This is a genomic window from Pseudomonas sp. UBA4617, assembly GCF_002386445.1.
In the GTDB taxonomy this organism is placed as follows: Bacteria; Pseudomonadota; Gammaproteobacteria; order Pseudomonadales; family Pseudomonadaceae; genus Aquipseudomonas.
Genome location: NZ_DGIR01000021.1, coordinates 33,721 through 51,761, shown reverse-complemented (window position 1 = coordinate 51,761; position 18,041 = coordinate 33,721). Strand labels below are relative to the sequence as shown.

The 18,041-nt window shown below is 63.5% G+C and carries 13 protein-coding genes; 10 read left to right on the top strand and 3 right to left on the bottom strand.

Annotated features, from left to right (window positions below; all coding sequences use genetic code 11):
- Positions 1–16 precede the first annotated feature (16 nt).
- The 5 genes from B4L76_RS08040 to B4L76_RS08020 all read left to right on the top strand — a co-directional run bounded on the left by B4L76_RS08040 (position 17) and on the right by B4L76_RS08020 (position 5,519).
- Positions 17–655, top strand: coding sequence for a tetratricopeptide repeat protein (locus B4L76_RS08040; RefSeq protein ID WP_225780494.1), 639 nt, complete (start codon positions 17–19; stop codon positions 653–655).
- Complete coding sequence (bamB, locus tag B4L76_RS08035) at positions 656–1,798, top strand: outer membrane protein assembly factor BamB (protein WP_296231715.1); 1,143 nt, start codon at positions 656–658, stop codon at positions 1,796–1,798. It abuts the gene before it with no gap.
- A 117-nt stretch (positions 1,799–1,915) separates the two neighbouring features.
- The gene (der, locus tag B4L76_RS08030) at positions 1,916–3,382 is read left to right on the top strand and encodes a ribosome biogenesis GTPase Der (RefSeq protein WP_296231713.1); all 1,467 of its coding nucleotides are present in this window, start codon (positions 1,916–1,918) and stop codon (positions 3,380–3,382) included.
- Positions 3,383–3,591: 209 nt separating this feature from the next.
- Entirely contained in the window at positions 3,592–4,740 is a 1,149-nt protein-coding gene (locus B4L76_RS08025) for a pyridoxal phosphate-dependent aminotransferase (protein ID WP_296231712.1), read from the top strand.
- Positions 4,728–5,519, top strand: coding sequence for an amidohydrolase (locus B4L76_RS08020; protein ID WP_296231711.1), 792 nt, complete (start codon positions 4,728–4,730; stop codon positions 5,517–5,519). The genes B4L76_RS08025 and B4L76_RS08020 overlap by 13 nt, the downstream gene beginning before the upstream one ends.
- Before the next feature lie 129 nt (positions 5,520–5,648).
- Here B4L76_RS08020 and B4L76_RS08015 read toward each other — a convergent pair whose 3' ends face one another.
- Together B4L76_RS08015 and B4L76_RS08010 are read right to left on the bottom strand one after the other, a co-directional pair.
- Positions 5,649–8,204, bottom strand: coding sequence for a sulfite reductase flavoprotein subunit alpha (locus tag B4L76_RS08015; RefSeq protein WP_296231710.1), 2,556 nt, complete (start codon positions 8,202–8,204; stop codon positions 5,649–5,651).
- 100 nt (positions 8,205–8,304) lie between these two features.
- The gene (locus tag B4L76_RS08010) at positions 8,305–10,617 is read right to left on the bottom strand and encodes a TonB-dependent receptor (RefSeq protein WP_296231708.1); all 2,313 of its coding nucleotides are present in this window, start codon (positions 10,615–10,617) and stop codon (positions 8,305–8,307) included.
- A gap of 222 nt (positions 10,618–10,839) precedes the next feature.
- On the opposite strand from B4L76_RS08010, the gene B4L76_RS08005 reads away from it, so the two are divergent.
- Both B4L76_RS08005 and B4L76_RS08000 read left to right on the top strand, forming a co-directional pair.
- Complete coding sequence (locus B4L76_RS08005) at positions 10,840–11,520, top strand: Fe2+-dependent dioxygenase (protein ID WP_296231707.1); 681 nt, start codon at positions 10,840–10,842, stop codon at positions 11,518–11,520.
- Positions 11,521–11,523: 3 nt separating this feature from the next.
- A complete protein-coding gene (locus B4L76_RS08000; RefSeq protein ID WP_296231706.1) occupies positions 11,524–12,273 on the top strand; it encodes a tetratricopeptide repeat protein in 750 nt (249 codons plus the stop codon).
- A 75-nt stretch (positions 12,274–12,348) separates the two neighbouring features.
- Here the strand turns inward: B4L76_RS08000 and B4L76_RS07995 are convergent, their stop codons facing one another.
- The gene (locus tag B4L76_RS07995; RefSeq protein WP_225780502.1) at positions 12,349–13,512 is read right to left on the bottom strand and encodes a type III PLP-dependent enzyme; all 1,164 of its coding nucleotides are present in this window, start codon (positions 13,510–13,512) and stop codon (positions 12,349–12,351) included.
- Between the two features lie 506 nt (positions 13,513–14,018).
- Between B4L76_RS07995 and B4L76_RS07990 the strand changes: the two genes are divergently transcribed.
- The 3 genes from B4L76_RS07990 (at position 14,019) to B4L76_RS07980 (ending at position 18,024) form a co-directional block, all read left to right on the top strand.
- Positions 14,019–14,504, top strand: a complete 486-nt coding sequence (locus tag B4L76_RS07990; protein WP_296231705.1) for a sigma-70 family RNA polymerase sigma factor — start codon at positions 14,019–14,021, stop codon at positions 14,502–14,504.
- The gene (locus B4L76_RS07985; RefSeq protein ID WP_414707176.1) at positions 14,501–15,487 is read left to right on the top strand and encodes a FecR family protein; all 987 of its coding nucleotides are present in this window, start codon (positions 14,501–14,503) and stop codon (positions 15,485–15,487) included. The genes B4L76_RS07990 and B4L76_RS07985 overlap by 4 nt, the downstream gene beginning before the upstream one ends.
- Before the next feature lie 107 nt (positions 15,488–15,594).
- A complete protein-coding gene (locus tag B4L76_RS07980; RefSeq protein WP_296231703.1) occupies positions 15,595–18,024 on the top strand; it encodes a TonB-dependent siderophore receptor in 2,430 nt (809 codons plus the stop codon).
- Positions 18,025–18,041: the final 17 nt, after the last annotated feature.

Genomic DNA, 18,041 nt, shown 5'->3' with positions numbered 1-18,041 from the left:
GAAAAGGAGTATTGGGGTGTCGAGTACCGATGATGAACTGGCAGGGGTCAAGGACTGGTGGAACCGCAACGGCAAGCCGCTGCTGACCGGTGCCCTGCTGGCTGGCGTGGTGGTATTGGGCTGGAATACCTGGCACAAGTACCAGAACAATCAGTCGCAAGGTGCCTCGCAGCTGTACCAGGCCTTGCTGGAAACCAGCCTGACGCCCACTGGCCAGCCTGACGCGACCAAGGTCGCGGAACTGGCCGGCAAGCTCAAGAGCGAGTTCGGTGGTACCGCCTACGCCCAGTATGGCAGCCTGTTCGTGGCCAAGGTCGCGGTCGAGAGCGGCAAGCTCGACGACGCCGCTGCCGAGCTGAAAAGCGTGCTGGACAAGCCGGCCGATGCCACCCTGGGCGAAATTGCGCGGCAGCGCCTGGCACGCGTGCTGGCGGCCCAGAACAAGGCCGAGGACGCGCTCAAGCTGCTTGACGGCGACGCCGAGCAGGCCTTCCTGGCCAGCCGTGAAGAGTTGAAAGGTGACTTGCTGGTGCAACTGGGGCGTGCCGACGATGCGCATAGCGCTTACGAGAAAGCCAAGGCTGCGTTGTCCGATGAGGCGGCGGTCGGTGGCCTGCAATTGAAGCTGGATGACTTGGCCAAAGGGGACGCGTAAGTGATCGGTTGGAAACATGCAGCAGTGCTGACCCTGGCCGTCCTGGCCGCAGGTTGCAGCAGCAACAGCAAGAAGGAACTGCCCCCGGCCGAGCTGACCAAGTTCACCGAGGAAGTGGTGCTGAAGAAGCAGTGGAGCCGTTCGATCGGCGACGGCCAGGGTGAAACCTACAATACCCTGGTGCCGGCGATCGAAAACGACCGTATCTATGCTTCCGACGTCAACGGTGAAGTCTTCGCCCTCGACCGCATCACCGGAGACGTGGTGTGGAAGAAGGACCTCGAGCTGCCGGTTTCCGGTGCTGTCGGCGTCGGCTATGGCCTGGTCATGCTGGGTACCCTCAAGGGTGAAGTGATTGCCCTGGATTCCAGCACTGGCGAGGAACGCTGGCGCTCCCGCGTGACCAGCGAAGTGCTGGCCCCGCCGGCCAGCAACGGTGACGTGGTGGTGGTGCAGACCCAGGACGATCGCCTGATCGGCCTGGATGCCGCCACCGGTGACCGCCGCTGGATCTACGAGAACAGCCCGGCTGTGCTGACCCTGCGTGGTACCGGTGCGCCGATCGTCACCAACCGCCTGGCCGTCGCCGGCCTGTCCACCGGCAAGGTGGTGGCGGTGGACATCAACAACGGTGTACCGGTGTGGGAAAGCCGTGTGGCGATTCCGCAGGGTCGTTCCGAGCTGGACCGTGTGGTCGACATCGACGGCGGCCTGCTGCTGTCGGGTGGTACCCTGTACGTCAGCACCTACCAGGGCCGCGTCGCGGGCCTGGACCTGGAAAGCGGCCGCGTGCTGTGGCAGCGCGATGCCTCCAGTTACGTGGGTGTCGCCCAGGGCTTTGGCAACGTCTACGTCAGCGAAGCTTCCGGCACTGTCGAAAGCGTCGATGAACGCTCTTCCAGCGCGCTGTGGAGCAACGACACCATGGCGCGTCGCCAGCTGACCGCGCCGGAAGTGTTCTCCAGCTACGTGGCGGTGGGTGACTTCGAGGGCTACCTGCACCTGCTGAGCCAGGTCGATGGCCGCTTCGTCGGCCGTGAGCGTATCGACAGCGATGGCCTGCGTGCCCGTCCACTTGTGGTCGGCGACACCATCTACGTCTTTGGCAACAGCGGCAAGCTCGAGGCACTGACCATCCGCTGAAGCTATGCTTGAAGCCTTGGCGGGCTTCAAGCCGCGGCGTAGGACACGCCGCCCGAACTCCGGCCGCTGCCTTGCAGCGGCCTTTGCATTTTCAAGAATTCAAGAGTGGAGAGCCGAATGGTTCCCGTAATCGCCCTGGTGGGCCGCCCGAACGTCGGCAAATCCACCATGTTCAACCGCCTGACCAAGACCCGCGATGCCATCGTCGGTGACCTGTCGGGCCTGACCCGTGACCGCCAGTACGGTGATGCCACCTGGCAGGGTCGTTCCTTCATCCTGATCGACACCGGCGGTATCACCGGTGACGAAGTGGGCATGGACGAGAAAATGGCCGAGCAGTCGCTCATGGCCATCGAAGAAGCCGATTATGTGCTGTTCCTGGTTGACGCCCGTGCTGGCATGACCGCCGCTGACCAGATGATCGCCGAGCACCTGCGCAAGCGGAACAAGGAAGCGATCCTGGTTGCCAACAAGATCGACAACATCGATGCCGACGTTGCCCGCGCCGAGTTCTCGCCGCTGGGCATGGGCAATGCCATTCCGGTGGCGGGCTCCCAGGGCCGCGGCATCAATGCGTTGATGGAGGCCGTGCTCGGCCACCTGCCGCGCGACCAGGTCGAGGAAGCGCTGGACGCGGAAGTCGCCGAAGGCGAAGAAGCGGTGCGCATCCCTGGCCCGAGCGAGAAGGACGGCATCAAGATCGCCATCATCGGCCGCCCCAACGTGGGCAAGTCGACCCTGGTCAACCGCATGCTCGGCGAAGAGCGCGTGGTGGTGTACGACCAGCCGGGCACCACCCGCGACAGCATCTACATCCCGTTCGAGCGCGACGACGAGAAGTACACCTTCATCGACACCGCCGGCGTGCGCAAGCGCGGCAAGATCCACGAGGAAGTCGAGAAGTTCTCGGTGGTGAAGACGCTGCAGGCGATCAAGGACGCCAACGTGGTGATCTTCGTCATGGACGCCCGCGAAGGCGTGGTGGACCACGACCTGAACCTGCTGGGTTTCGCCCTGGAAGCCGGCCGCGCCATCGTCATCGCCCTGAACAAGTGGGACGGCATGGAGCCGGGCGAACGCGACTACGTGAAGACCGAGCTGGAGCGCCGGCTGTTCTTCGTCGACTTCGCCGACATCCACTTCATCTCCGCCTTGCACGGTACCGGCGTGGGCCACCTGTACAAGTCGGTACAGGCTGCGTTCAAGTCGGCCGTGACCCGTTGGCCGACCAGCCGCCTGACGCAGATCCTCGAGGATGCCGTGAGCGAGCACCAGCCGCCGCTGGTCAATGGCCGCCGCATCAAGCTGCGCTATGCCCACCTTGGTGGTGCCAACCCGCCGCTGATCGTGATCCACGGCAACCAGACCGACAAGATTCCGAAGTCGTACTCGCGTTACCTGGAAAACACCTACCGCCGTGTACTGAAACTGGTCGGGACGCCGATTCGCATCGAATACAAGGGCGGTGAGAACCCGTACGAGGGCAAGAAGAACACCCTCACCGACCGTCAGGTCAACAAGAAACGCCGCCTGATGTCGCACCACAAGAAGGCCGAGAAGAAGCGTCGCGACAAGAAACGCTGATTCCGCGTCAGCTTCTTCGCGGGTAGGCCCGCTCCCACAGGTACTGCGCAGTGATCGAGTCTGTCGAGAACCTGTGGGGGCGGGATCACCGGCAAAGGGGCCTTTGATCCAGCGCAATGCCCCCATCGTTTCAACCTTTTTCCTGACCGCTCGATCCGCTATGCTCGGACTCCACCCCGTGCCGGATACACCCCAGGAAAGAGGGCTTCATGATCCGCAGCAAACTGCCGAACGTCGGCACGACCATCTTCACCAGCATGTCCCAGCTCGCCGCGCAGACCGGCGCGCTCAACCTGTCGCAGGGCTTCCCCGACTTCAATGGCCCGCAGGCGCTGCTCGATGCGGTGGGCCGGCATGTGGCTGCCGGACATAACCAGTACTCACCGATGACCGGCCTGCCGGTCTTGCGCCAGCAGGTGGCGGCCAAGGTCGCGCGGCTATACGGTGCACAGGTGGATGCCGACCAGGAAGTGACCATCACGCCCGGTGCCACCGAGGCGATTTTCTGTGCCATCCAGGCGCTGGTCCACGTGGGCGACGAGGTGATCGTCTTCGACCCGAGCTACGACAGCTACGAGCCGTCCGTTGAACTGGCCGGTGGCCGTTGCGTGCATGTGCGTCTGAGCGATGGTGACTTCCGTATCGACTGGCAGCAGTTTGCCGACGCGCTCAGCCCGCGCACGCGCATGGTCATTCTCAACTCGCCGCACAACCCCAGCGGTGCGCTGATCAGCCGTGCAGACCTGGACCAGCTGGCGCAGCTTATCGCCGACCGCGATATCTACCTGATCAGCGACGAAGTGTACGAGCATCTGGTGTATGACGGTGTGCGCCATGCCAGCGTACTGGCCCATGAGCAGCTGTACTCGCGCGCTTTCGTGGTCAGCTCGTTCGGCAAGACCTATCACGTTACCGGCTGGAAGACCGGTTATGTGATTGCACCGCCGGCGCTGAGCGCTGAGCTGCGCAAGGTGCACCAGTACGTCAACTTCTGCGGGGTGACGCCGTTGCAGTGCGCGCTGGCTGACTTCATGGCCGAGCATCCCGAGCATATCGATGAATTGCCGGGCTTCTACCAGGCCAAGCGCGACCTGTTCTGCGGTTTGCTCGACACTTCGCGGTTTCGTTTCACCCGCACGGCGGGCACCTATTTCCAGCTGGTGGACTACTCGCAGATCCGCCCGGACCTGAACGATGTCGACATGGCACTGTGGCTGACCCGTGAGCACGGTGTGGCGAGCATCCCGGTGTCAGTGTTCTACCAGCAGCCCATCCCCGCGCAACGCCTGGTCCGCCTGTGCTTTGCCAAACGAGAGGAGACGCTGCGTCAGGCAGCGGAAAGACTATGCGCGATCTGAGCACACTGCCCAACCTGAAAGTCGCCCTGGTGCAAACCACCCTGGTCTGGCATGACCGTGAGGCCAACCATGCACACTTCGAGGAGCTGCTGGCCCAGGTAGGCGAGGTGGACCTGGTGATTCTGCCGGAAATGTTTACTACCGGTTTCTCTATGCAGTCGCAGAGCCTGTGCGAGCCTGAGAACGGCCCGACCTACAAATGGTTGAAGGCGCAGGCGAAGAAGTGCAACGCAGTTGTCACCGGCAGCGTGATCATCCAGGCCGCCGATGGCAGCCACCGTAACCGCCTGCTGTGGGCACGACCGGATGGCGAGATCCTGCACTACGACAAGCGCCACCTGTTCCGCATGGCCGGTGAGCACAAGCATTACACCCCGGGCGAGCGCCAGGTACAGTTCGAGCTCAAAGGCTGGCGGATCCGCCCGCTGATCTGCTACGACCTGCGCTTCCCGGTGTGGAGCCGCGATGCCCAGGACACCGACCTGCTGCTGTATACCGCCAACTGGCCGGCTGCGCGCCGCCAGCACTGGAACCGCCTGTTGCCGGCCCGGGGTATCGAGAACCTGTGCTATGTGGCGGCGGTGAATCGGGTGGGCACCGATGGCAAGGGCTTTGCCTATTCGGGCGACAGCCAGGTGCTGGACTTCCAGGGCGAGAGCCTGCTCAGTGCGGGGGAGGCGGACGGGGTGTTCACCGTCGTATTGAGCGCAGCGGAACTGGCGGCATACCGGGCCAAGTTCCCGGCCAACCTGGATGCTGACACCTTCGAGCTGCACTGACAGTCGGTACCGGCCCCTTCGCGGGTAAACCCGCTCCCACAGGTACCGCACAGTATTCAAGATCTGTGAGGACCCTGTGGGAGCGGGTTTACCCGCAAAGAGGCCGGTGCTGGTTACATCAGTTTCCGATCAGTACACATCCCGCCGATAGCGCCCATCCTCGATCAGTTGCTGCACGACTGCTTCGCCCAGGATGCCGTTGAGCGCCGCGTCGACACCTGCCGCCATACCCTGCAGGCTGCCGCACACATACACACAAGCCCCGTCCTGCACCCAGCGCTTGAACTCATCGGCCTGCTGCAACAACACATCCTGCACATACACCTTCTCGGCCTGGTCCCGCGAAAACGCCAGGTCCAGGCGCGCCAGGTCGCCGCTTGCCAGCCAGCCTTGCAGTTCCTCGCCACACAACAGGTCGTACGCCCGGTTGCGTTCGCCAAACAGCAGCCAGTTGCGTTGCTCACCTGCACTCACCCGCGCGCGCATCAGGCTGCGCAGGCCGGCCAGGCCGGTGCCGTTACCGATCAGTACCAGCGGTGCCGCCGTTTCCGGCAGGTGGAAGCTGCTGTTACGCCGCACCCGCAGGCTCAGCATGCCGTTCAGCGGCAAGTACTCGGTCAGCCAGCCGGAGCCCAGGCCCAAGTGGCCATCGGCGTGGCGCTCCTGGCGCACGATCAACTCCAGCAGGCCATCGCTGGCGATCGAGGCGATCGAATACTCGCGGCTGCCGATCGGCACCAGCGCATCGACCAGCGCTTGCGGCTGCAAGCCGATCAGGTGCTCGCGCCGGGCCGGCAACTGCCGACCGGCCAAGGCCTGGGCGAGGGTTTCGGTCAGGCCGTTCACCTGCACCTTGGTCCCGGGGGCCAGTGCCATGCCAGTGAGGAAGGCGTCGATCCGAGGCTGGCCATTGAGCGGCAGGATTTCCACCAGGTCGCCGGCTTCCCAGCTGGCGGGGTGTTGCGGCTGCAGGCCGAGCAGGTACACCGGTTGGCCCTGACTGCCCGGGTTGAGCAGTTCGCGGCGAACCAGTGACCAGTTGCCAAAGCTTGGCGGCTGCCAGGCGGCCACCGGACGGGCGCCAGTCAGTTGCGCCAGTTCCTGTTGCCACTGCAGCAGGGCGGCCTGGTCGGCATTGTCCACTTCCACCGAGCTGAATGCACTGCTGGCTCCGCGCTCACCCAGCCAGGCCTGCAGGCGCCGGGCAAAGCCGCAGAAGTGCGGGTATTGGCGATCGCCCAGGGCAAGCAGGGCATAGCTGAGGTTATCCAGCGCCCACGGCTGGCCAAGCACCTTGCGTTCGAAGACGCGGGCGCTGTCGGGGGCTTCGCCATCACCGAAGGTACTGACCACGAACAGCGCACGACGGGCCTGGCGCAGGTCGCTTTCACTCAGTTCGGCCAGGGCGCGTACCTGTACCGGCAGGCCGGCAGCCTGCAACTGACCGGCGCTCTGCCAGGCAAGCTGCTCGGCCAGGCCGCTCTGGCTGGCAAAACCGATCAGCCAGCTGTCACCACTGCCATGGCTGTCGAGGACTTTGCCACGGGCCGCGCGCACCTGGCGCTTCTTGCGGCGACGGTCGAGGTACAGCAGCCAGCCGGTGATGAAGAACAGCGGCATGGTCAGGCTGGCAAGGGTGACGATGATGCGCCCCGGCAGGCCGAAGTACTCGCCGACATGCAGGGCATAGACGCTCTGCAGCAGCTGGGCCTTGAAGGATTTGTCGGTGTAGCGGTCATGTTTTTTCACCTGGCCGGTGGCCGGGTCCAGCACCAGGGTATTGAAGGCGCGGGGGTGGTCGGCGTTGTCCAGCAGGTAGAACAGATTGGCCGGCTGGCCGCCCACCGGTGGCAGGCGCAGGTTGTACATGGCCAGGCCCGGGCCGGCGTTATCCTTGAGGTTGGCCCAGATCGCGTCGTAGTCGACCACCAGTGGCGGGGCGTTTTTGTCGATTTTCTGTGGCCCATGGCGGCCACGGCCTTCGCCGCGCTTTTGCTGCTGAGCGGCGGCCGGAGTATCTGCCAGCAGCTTGTTCAGGCCGTTGCGGTACCACTCGTAAGACCAGAACAGCCCGGTCAGGGCGAACAGCAGGTAGAACAGCAGGCACCAGGTCCCGGCCACGGCATGCAGGTCCCAGTTGAACGCGCGGCCCGTCTTGGCCCAGTCGAAGGTCAGCCAGGCGCGCCAGTCCAGCGCCTTGCGCGGCCAGCGCAGGTACAGGCCGGAGAGGCAGAAGAACACCAGCATCAAGGTGCAGGCACCGGTGATCTGCCGGCCAGTGTCGCCCATGGCCAGAAAACGGTGCAGGTTGAGCATGAGGTTGAAGAAGGCTTGGCCGGTTGCTTCACCCTTGAGTTCACCGGTGTAGGGATCGGCATAGCGCAGCTGGCCACGGCGCTCGCCCGGTGGGGGCGTGAAGAAGATTCGTGCGGCATTGCCGTCGCGCACGTCAACCCACAGCATTGCCACTTTGTCCTGTTGCTGGGCCTCGACCCGCCGTACCAGCTCGGCCGGCGGCAGCACGCCTTCGGCGCGCACTGCTACCTTGAGAACATCGGCATTGACGGCGCGCAGCAGTTCCTCCTGAAACGAGTAAAGCGCCCCGGTGATACCCATCAAGGCCAGCACCAGGCCAGCGGTGATGCCAAAGAACCAGTGCAATTGAAACAGCGTTTTCTTCACCACATGATCACCTTGTATGCAGCAACTACCGGGGCGGCGGGCATTATGCCCTGATACGCAAAAGCCCCGCTCACGGGAATGAACGGGGCTCGGCGGCGTTTGGTCAGAAGTGGACGCTGGTGGTCAACAATGCAGTTCGCCCGGCCGCCTGGTTGGCGAAGTGGGTGGAGAAGGCCTTGTCGTAATACACCTCGTTGGTGAGGTTCTGCACGTTCAGTTGCAGATCGACGTTCTTGGTCAGCTTGTAGGCAGCCATGGCGTCGTAGCGCACATAGCTGTCGACCATGGTGGTGTTGGCCACGCTGCCGTACACCTCATCCACGTAGAATGCACCGCCACCGACGGTCAGCTTCGGGGTGATGGCGTAGGTGGTCCAGAGGCTGGCGCTGTTGTTCGGCGTGTTCGGCAACTGGTTGCCGTCATTGGCCTTGCCCAGCGGTCCGCCGTCGACCTGGCGGGCTTCCATGTAGGTGTAGCCGGCGAACACCTGCCATTTGTCGGTGAGCTTGCCGCTGGCTGACAGTTCGATGCCCTGCACGCGGGTTTCGCCGACGTTCTCGTAGGTGGTGGTGTCCACCTGCACGCGGGCGTTTTCCTTCTCGGTGCGGAACAGCGCGGCGGTCAGCGACAGGCGCTGGTCAAGCAGGTCCCACTTGGTGCCGATCTCGTAGTTGGTGGTTTCTTCCGGCTCCATGTCGCTGCTCAACAGGTTGCCGGCGCGGTCGGTGGTGTTGCCCAGCGGGTTGGCCTCCATGCCTTCGCCCAGCATCGCACCGGGTGGGGTAGCGGAGGTGGCGTAGGACACGTAGATGCTGCCGTTGTCGGCCGGCTTCCAGACCAGGCCCAGCTGGCCGGTGACGAACTCGCTGGTGTCCTTGCCTTTGGAGGCAATGCCCTTGGCGTTGACCACGGTAGCGCCAGAGGCGTCGTAGGCGCGGTACTGGGTATCGAAGTGGTCGTAGCGCAGGCCCATGTTCAGCAGCCACTGCGGCGACAATTCGAGGGTATCGAACACGTAGAGGGCGCGGGTGTTGCTCTTGGTGTCGGTACCGGCGTAGTTGCGCGTGATGCTGCCGTTCCACGGGTCATCCGGGTTCGGGTTGCCCAGCGAAGTGCAGTTGTAGCCGCTGCTCGCGCCGATCATGCCTGGAGTGCAGTTGGTGTTGGCGGCGCCGCCGGGGACGGTATCGGTATCGACGTTGTAGCTCGAACGTTTGCTCTCTTCACGGCTTAGCTCGATACCAGTCGAGAAGCTGTTCTTCATGCCACCCAGGTAGAACTCGCCGAACAGGTCGGTCTGATTGGTGGTGGTAGCGGTGTTGCCCACGCGGGTGTTGGCACGGCGCCAGACACTGCCGTTGTTGACGTTGCCCTTGCTGTCGTCAGGCTGGGTCAGGATGTAGTCCTGCATGCTGTTGCCGTGGCGCAGGGTGTTCTTGATGGTCAGCGAGTCGGTCAGGTCGTGCTCGATGGCGAAGGTGGCGATATCCACGCGGCTCTTGCGGAAATCGCGGCCGGTCAGGCCATAGAAATTGTCGCTATCGCCGCCATCGTAGGGCTTGCTCGGGTGTGCCGAGGTCCGTGCAGCGCTGCCGCCGGTCGGGATGGTGTATGGGATGCCCGAATCCGGCAGGTCGTCGCTTTGCAGGTGGTAATAGTCGAGGTTGATGCGGGTCGGCGTGCCCAGGCCGAAGGCCAGCGACGGGGCGATACCCCAACGGTCGTAGTTGACCTTGTCGCGGCCGGCGACGTTGCTCTCGTGGGTCATCAGGTTCAGGCGTCCGGCAACGCTGTCGCTGAACTGGTAGTTGCCGTCGAAGGTGTAGCGCTGGGTCTGGTCGCTGCCCCAGGTCCAGGCGCCGTCCAGCGAGTTGCCCAGGTGCGCGCGCTTGCTTACCAGGTTGATGGTGCCGCCCGCGGCGCCGCGGCCACCGATGGCCGAATTCGGGCCCTTGGCCACTTCCACCGATTCGATGGCGAAGATTTCGCGGGTTTGCGCGCCGGTATCACGCACGCCGTCCAGGTAGGTGTCGCCCTGCGCATCGAAACCGCGGATGAACGGGCGGTCACCTTGCGGGTTGCCGCCTTCGCCGGCACCGAAGGTGATGCCCGGCACGGTGCGCAGGGCATCCTGCAGAGTCAGCGCGCTGGTGTCCTTGATCACTTGTTGCGGGATCACGGTGACTGAGCGTGGGGTGTCTACCAACGGCGCGGTGTACTTCTGCGAGGAGGCCTTCTCGACCTTGTAGTCGGTGCTGGCCTGTTCGGCCTTGCCATTGACGCTGGTGGCGTCCAGGGTGATCGCGTTGCTGGCGGCCGGGTCGGCGGCGTAGGCCGTCGAGGCGCTGAGGGCAATGCCGATGGCGGAGGCGATCAGGCGTGGTGAGCTCACTGCAGATGGTACGGATTGGCGCATTGCTAAGGACCTTCCCCAAGGTATCAAGGCCGCGGATCTTAATGTAAGCAATTTGGACTCTCAATTGAGAGCAGTTACCATTCGCGAATAATTTACAAACTTTACAATTTACCTTTACGGTTTCATCCGCATGAAGCGTCTTGGGTAGCGCATGGGGCTTGTGAAGCGCAAAAGGGAATCAATATCATTGTTGCCTGTTCTTTTCCCAACGGTGCTGCCGCCATGCTGCTTCACATCCCCGGCCTGTTCGACGCCGATGAACTGGCCCGTATCCGCGAGGCGCTGGAACAGGCCGACTGGGCCGATGGCAAGATCACCGCTGGCTACCAGTCGGCCAAGGCCAAGCACAACCTGCAGCTGCCGGAAGGCCACCCTTTGGCCAAGGAGATCGGCAGTGCGCTGATCGAGCGCCTGTGGAAAAACCCGCGTTTCATGTCGGCGGCTTTGCCGCACAAGGTGTTCCCGCCGCTGATCAACTGCTACCGCGAGGGCGGCAACTTCGGCTTCCACATCGATAATGCCCTGCGCCAGCCCAAGGGCAGCCCGGAGCGGGTACGCACCGACCTGTCCTCGACCTTGTTCCTCAGCGACCCGGGCAGCTACGACGGTGGCGAACTGGTGATCCAGGACACCTTTGGCGAGCAGCAGGTCAAGTTGGCCGCCGGTGACCTGGTGTTGTACCCGGGTACCAGCCTGCACAAGGTCAACCCGGTCACCCGTGGCCAGCGCTTCGCCGCGTTCTTCTGGACCCAGAGCCTGGTCCGCGAGGACAGCCAGCGCGCCTTGCTGTTCGAGATGGACACTGCCATCCAGCAACTGACTGCCGATGTCCCGGAGCATCCTGCCTTGCTGCAACTGACCGGCACCTACCACAACCTGCTGCGCCGCTGGGCGGAGGTCTGAAACGTGTCCTACCCGTTGCGACGTGAGGAAGTGGTGGATGTGGCTGGCTTGCAGGCGATGCTCGAAGCAAGCCCCGGCAAGGCTGCACAAGCGATCCTGGCGGCAGCGGGGCAGGGTGTGGTCGAGGCCCAGTTGCTGTTGGGGCAGATCCTGCTCGACGGTCGGGGTATCGAAGCGGATGCCAGCGTGGCCCGGCGCTGGTTCGGCATCGCTGCCCAAGGCGGTAGCGCGATGGCGCACAACATGCTGGGGCGGTGCCTGGAGCATGGCTGGGGCGGCAGCGTAGACCTTCCGCTGGCTGCCATCCACTATGCCCGGGCAGCCGATGCGGGGCTGGACTGGGGGCTCTACAACCTGGGCAACCTGTTGGCCACTGGTCGTGGCGTAGCGGCCAACCAGGCGCAGGCCCTGATGTGTTACGAAAAGGCGGCGCAGCTTGGGCACGCCAAGTCGATGAACCTGTACGGGCGTTATCTTGAACAGGGCATTGCCACCGCGCCCAGCCCGGCGCGGGCGGTGCGCTGGTATCGGCGTTCAGCCGAGGCGGGGGATTTCCGCGGCATGTTCAGCCTGGGCCTGGTGCTGGTCGAACGCGGGCAGATGGTCGAGGCCGGGCGTTGGCTGGAGCAGGCTCGGGTCGAGGGGAACATGAACTTCCTGCGCAGTGCGCTGGCGACCTTGCAGGGCGCTGGGCCGGTGCTGATGGCCTTTGCGGCGCGCTATGCCGAAGAGATCGAACGGCGCGGGAGCTGAGGTTTGGCTGTGCTGGCTCTGGCGCCGGCGCAGGAACGCACAAATGAAAACGGGGCCTCGCGGCCCCGTTGTGCATTACAGGTAGTAAGCCTTCAGCGGCGGGAAGCCGTTGAATTCCACGGCGCTGTAGCTGGTGGTATAGGCGCCGGTCGACAGCCAGTACAGGCGGTCGCCGATTGCCAGGTTCAGCGGCAGGCCGTACTTGTAGTGCTCGTACATGATGTCGGCGCTATCGCAGGTCGGGCCGGCGATGACCACTTCTTCGGTTTCGCCTTTCTTCTCGGTCCAGATCGGGAACTTGATGGACTCGTCCATGGTTTCGATCAGGCCGGAGAACTTGCCCACGTCGGTGTAGATCCAGCGCTCGACGGCGGTGCGCGACTTGCGTGCCACCAGCACCACTTCGCTGACCAGGATCCCGGCGTTGGCGATCAGCGAACGGCCCGGTTCGAGGATGATTTCCGGCAGGTCGTCACCGAAGTCTTCCTTGAGGAAGCGGATGATCTCTTCGGCGTAGGTTTCCAGGCTGTTGGTACGGGTGATGTAGTTGGCCGGGAAGCCGCCACCCATGTTGATCAGTTTCAGCTCGATGCCGTCTTCTTCCTTCAGGCGTTCGAAGATCACCTTGACCTTGGCGATGGCGGCGTCCCACACGCTGATGTCGCGCTGCTGCGAGCCCACGTGGAAGGAGATGCCATACGGCACCAGGCCCAGGTCGCGGGCGAGGATCAGCAGATCCATGGCCATGTCGGTCTGGCAACCGAACTTGCGCGACAGCGGCCAGTCGGCAGTGGTGGAGCCTTCGGTAAGGATGCGCACGTACACTTTCGAGCCCGGCGCGGCCTTGGCGATGTTGCGCAGGTCGGCTTCCGAGTCGGTGGCATACAGGCGCACGCCCTTCTCGTAGAAGTAGCGGATGTCCTTGGACTTCTTGATGGTGTTGCCGTAGCTGATGCGGTCGGCGCTGACACCGCGGCCCATGACCTTGTCCAACTCGTAGATCGAGGCGATGTCGAAGCTCGAACCTTTATCCTTGAGCAGATCGATGATCTCGACGGCCGGGTTGGCCTTGACCGCGTAGTACACCTTGGCGAACTCGAAACCGGCGCGCAGGTCGTCATAGGCCTGGCTGATCATCTGGGTATCGATGAGTACGAACGGGGTTTCCTGCTTGTCGGCGAACGCCTTCATTTTCTGGAAAGTGTCACGCGCGAAATAGTCTTCGACCTGGATCGACATGCTCAGGGACTCCATGGGCAAACTGAAAGATTAAGTGGCTGCAAACTGAACGTCCTCCGTATCCCCACTTTGGTTCGCCTACTCAGTACTTGAGCCGGATGGATCGTTTCCAGCATGGACGTTCGGCGCGCACTTTAGGGTGTGAAGAATGCAGAATCAACAGGCAATCCGGGCGTGATCGACGCGGATCGACGACCAGCCATTTGAATAACCGACTCGTATGACCGGCTGATGTTCCCCTGCATGTTTGAAGCGTAAAAAATTGTGGAATAGGCCGCGTTAGCCTGTTTGCGGGTATGCCCGCTGCCACAGGCATCGCGTGATTCCTGCGGCAGCGGGCGTGCCCATGAAGGGGCCTGGGGTGTTCATATTTATGGCCACAAAGCCGTGGCACGCCCGTACCTGAAAAAGCCGATAAATTTTTTGTTACCGACTGACGGATTTGCCGGTTTTGATGCGAAACATTACTATTCGCACCCTTGTCCGCCTCCTGATGACCATCGACCGTGTCCGGACCCAAAGGTTTTCTCGACCATTACCACGAGCTGATCGGCACCTGGACGCGCAAGCTGCGCAGTCGTCAGCAGGCCGAGGACCTCGCCCACGATGCCTTCGTCCGGGTCCTGGAAAGCCCGGGCCAGCAGGTCGAACAGCCTCGCGCCTACCTGCACCAGACCGCACGCAACATTGCCGTGGATGGTTTCCGTCGCGAGGACCGTCGCCAGGCCCTGGAGCTGGAAGCCTTCGACGAGAGCCCGGCCGGCAGTGGCGACCCCGAAGCCTACGTGCACGCCCTGGAACTGGCCGACAGCGTCGAGCGGGCGTTGGCCGAGCTACCGCTGAACTGCCGCCAGGTGTTCATCTGGCAGAAGCTGGAAGGCCGCACCCAGGCGGAAATCGCCGCGCGCATGGGGTTGAGCAAGAACATGGTCGAAAAGTATATGATTCGCACGCTCCGGCATCTGCGTGAGCACCTGGATGTGTCGGCATGATGAGTCAGGAGACCTTTTCGATGGAACAGCACGCTAGCGAAACCGTCCGCGAGCAGGCGGCTGCATGGTTCGCCCGCGTGCAGGATGCGCCTCGGGATGCCGCGCTGCAGGCGCAGTTGCGGGCCTGGCTGGAGGCCGACAGGCGGCACCGTGAAGAGTACGAGCAACTCGCCCGCCTGTGGCAGGCGGCCGATTTCATCCCCCGCCAGCGCCTGGAAGCGCTGGCCCGGCCGGCCCCGGTACCGCAGCTGCCACGGCGACGCTTTGTGCGCGTGGCTTTGGCTGCCACGCTGGGCGCAGTGGCGGTGGGGCTGGGCTGGGGCGGCTGGCAGTATCAGCAACTGAACCACCAAGGCGACCTGAAGACTGCCTTCAATGAACGCCGCCAGGTCGAATTGCCGGATGGTTCGCACCTTGAACTCAACGGCAGCACGCAGGTGCGGGTCGCATTCAGTGCGGGCCAGCGTCATGTGCAACTGATCACGGGCGAGGTGATGTTCAGCGTCGCCCACGACAGTGCCAGGCCATTCGTGGTCGACACCGCCCAAGGCAGCGTGACCGTCACCGGTACCCGCTTCGACGTCCGCCTGGACTCGGCCAGTACAAGGGTGGCGGTGGAGCAAGGCTCGGTGCGGGTGCAGGGCAAGGGGGCGTCGCTGGCGCAACTTGCGGCTGGCCAGGGTTCGCACATCGACGCGCAAGGCCAGGTCGCCGCACCCTATGCGGTGAATGCCGCCGCGCTGACCGCCTGGCGCCAGGGCAAGCTGGTGTTCGACAATGTCACCTTGGCCGAGGTGGTGGCGGAAGTTTCGCGCTACCGCAGCCAGCCGCTGCGGGTCGCCCCGGGCAAGGTAGCCCAGTTGCGCCTGTCCAGCACGTTCCGCACTGACGACACCGACGCCTTGTTGCGCGCCTTGCCAGGCATCCTGCCGGTGGCCATCAAGACCAATGCCGATGGCTCCAGCGAAATAATCGCGAAATAGATTCAGGTTTTTTTCCGCTCGTTCGTCTTCCCCGCCAGCTGCAACTGCCAAGCATTTCCATTTGCATGCGGTTGGCGTTTATCCGTATCCCAGGAAGTTTCGACGACGTGAACAATAACAAGCCCTTTCCACGCTTGCGCGCCCTGGCACTGACCCTGGCGGTCACTGCCGTGGCCGTCGGCAGCCAGGCCGCAGAAACTGGCAACACCATTCAGATCCAGGCGCAACCGTTGGCTTCGGCGCTGAACCAGCTGGGTCAGCAGACCAACCTGCAACTGTTCTTCAGCCCCGAGCTGGTAGCCGGCAAGCAGGCGCCGGCGGTGGTCGGCCAACTGGCGCCCGAGGAGGCGCTGCAGCAGTTGCTGCAAGGCAGCGGCCTCACTTACGAAATGTCCCAGGGCACCGTTGTGGTCAAGCCGGCCCAGGCCGATGGCACCCTCACCACCGGCAGCCTGGAGCTGGCGCCCACCGATATCAAGGTGGTCGGTGACTGGCTGGGCGATGCCCAGCAGAGCGTGGTACAGAACCACCCTGGCGCTCGTACCGTGGTGCGCCGCGAAGCAATGGTGGAGAAGGGTGCGATGAACGTGCGCGATGTGCTGCGCGGCATCCCGGGGGTACAGGTGCAGGACTCCAATGGCACCGGTGGCAGCGACCTGTCGCTGAACGTTGGGGTACGCGGCCTGACTTCGCGCCTGTCGCCGCGCTCCACGGTACTGATCGATGGCATTCCGGCCGCTTTCGCACCGTATGGCCAACCGCAGCTGTCGATGGCCCCGATTTCCTCGGGCAACCTCGACAGTATCGATGTGGTGCGTGGTGCCGGCTCCGTGCGTTATGGCCCGCAGAACGTCGGCGGGGTGATCAACTTCGTGACCCGGGCAATCCCGGAGAAAGCCTCGGCAGAGCTGTCCACAACCCTGGAAACTTCCCAGCATGGCGGCTGGAAGCACACCGAGTCGGCCTTCGTCGGTGGCACGGCGGACAACGGCATGGGCGTGGCGCTGTTGTACACCGGGGTGAATGGCAACGGCTACCGCGAAAGCAACAATGGCAACGACATCGATGATGTCATCCTCAAGACGCACTGGGCACCCACCGAAGTTGACGAGTTCTGGCTCAACTTCCACTACTACGATGGCCGTGCCGACATGCCCGGCGGCCTGACCCAGGCCCAGTACGACAGCAACCCGTACCAGTCGCTGCGCGACTATGACTACTTCGCCGGCCGGCGCAAGGATGTGTCGTTCAAGTGGCAGCGTCAGCTCGACGACGCCACCCAGTTCGAAGTGCAGACCTACTACACCGACAGCTTCCGCGGCAGTGCCATTGCCGCGCGTGACATGAAGACCCTGTCGTCGTACCCGCGCAACTACCACACCTTCGCCATCGAGCCGCGGCTGTCGCGTATCTTCTTCGCCGGGCCCACCACCCACGAAGTCAGCGTGGGTTATCGTTACCTGAAGGAAGCGATGCGCGAACAGTCGACCCGCCTGGGCCTGGTCGACAACGTGCCGACCCCGGTGCCAGGCTCCGACGGCCATGTGTTCCAGGACCGCAGCGGCGGGACCGAGGCCAGCGCCTACTACGTCGACGACAAGATCGACGTGGGCAACTGGACCATTACCCCCGGCCTGCGCTTCGAGCACATCAATACCGACTGGCGCGACCGCCCGGTGCTCGGTGCCAACGGCAAGCCGGTACCGGAGAAGAACCGCAGCATCACCAGCAACGAGCCCCTGCCGGCGCTGAGCGTGATGTATCACCTCTCCGATGCGTGGAAGCTGTTCGCCAACTACGAGACCTCGTTCGGCAGCCTGCAGTACTTCCAGCTGGGCCAGGGCGGTACCGGCAACAGCACGGCCAATGGCCTGGAGCCGGAAAAGGCCAAGACCTACGAAATCGGTACGCGCTATGACAATGGCGGTTTTGCCGGTGAGCTGACGGCGTTCTACATCGACTTCGATGATGAGCTGCAGTACATCAGCAACGACGTGGGCTGGACCAACCTTGGGGCGACCAAGCACCAGGGTATCGAGGCCTCGGTGCGCTATGACCTGGCCGGGCTGGACCCGCGCCTGGACGGGCTGTCGGTGAGCGGAGGCTACACCTATACCCGTGCGACTTATGAAGGGGAAATTCCCGGGTTCAAAGGCCGTGACCTGCCGTTCTATTCACGCCAGGTGGCCACGGCCGGGGTGCGTTACGCAATCAACCACTGGACCTGGAACCTGGATGCCTACGCCCAATCCAGGCAGCGCGCGCCGGGTACCGGGATCAATGCCGATGGCAGCTTCAATGGTGACTACATTACCGAGCCGAGTGCCGATGGGCAGTATGGCGACATTCCGGGTTATGTGACCTGGCATGCCCGTGGCGGCTACGAGTTCGGGCCGGAGCTGTCCAACCTGAAGCTGGCGGCGGGGGTGAAGAACCTGTTCGACAAGCAGTACTTCACCCGCTCCAGTGACAACAATGCCGGCCTCTATGTGGGGGAGCCGCGGACCTTCTACGTGCAGGCCAGTGTAGGGTTCTGATCGGCAATTGCCGGGGG

Excerpts from the sequence above, each read along its gene's own strand:
- B4L76_RS07985 (WP_414707176.1), top strand. The coding sequence starts at position 14,501 with ATGATGAGTCAGGAGACCTTTTCGATGGAACAGCACGCTAGCGAAACC.
- B4L76_RS08020 (WP_296231711.1), top strand. The coding sequence starts at position 4,728 with ATGCGCGATCTGAGCACACTGCCCAACCTGAAAGTCGCCCTGGTGCAA.
- B4L76_RS07995 (WP_225780502.1), bottom strand. The coding sequence starts at position 13,512 with ATGTCGATCCAGGTCGAAGACTATTTCGCGCGTGACACTTTCCAGAAA.
- der (WP_296231713.1), top strand. The coding sequence starts at position 1,916 with ATGGTTCCCGTAATCGCCCTGGTGGGCCGCCCGAACGTCGGCAAATCC.
- B4L76_RS08010 (WP_296231708.1), bottom strand. The coding sequence starts at position 10,617 with ATGCGCCAATCCGTACCATCTGCAGTGAGCTCACCACGCCTGATCGCC.
- B4L76_RS08025 (WP_296231712.1), top strand. The coding sequence starts at position 3,592 with ATGATCCGCAGCAAACTGCCGAACGTCGGCACGACCATCTTCACCAGC.
- B4L76_RS08005 (WP_296231707.1), top strand. The coding sequence starts at position 10,840 with ATGCTGCTTCACATCCCCGGCCTGTTCGACGCCGATGAACTGGCCCGT.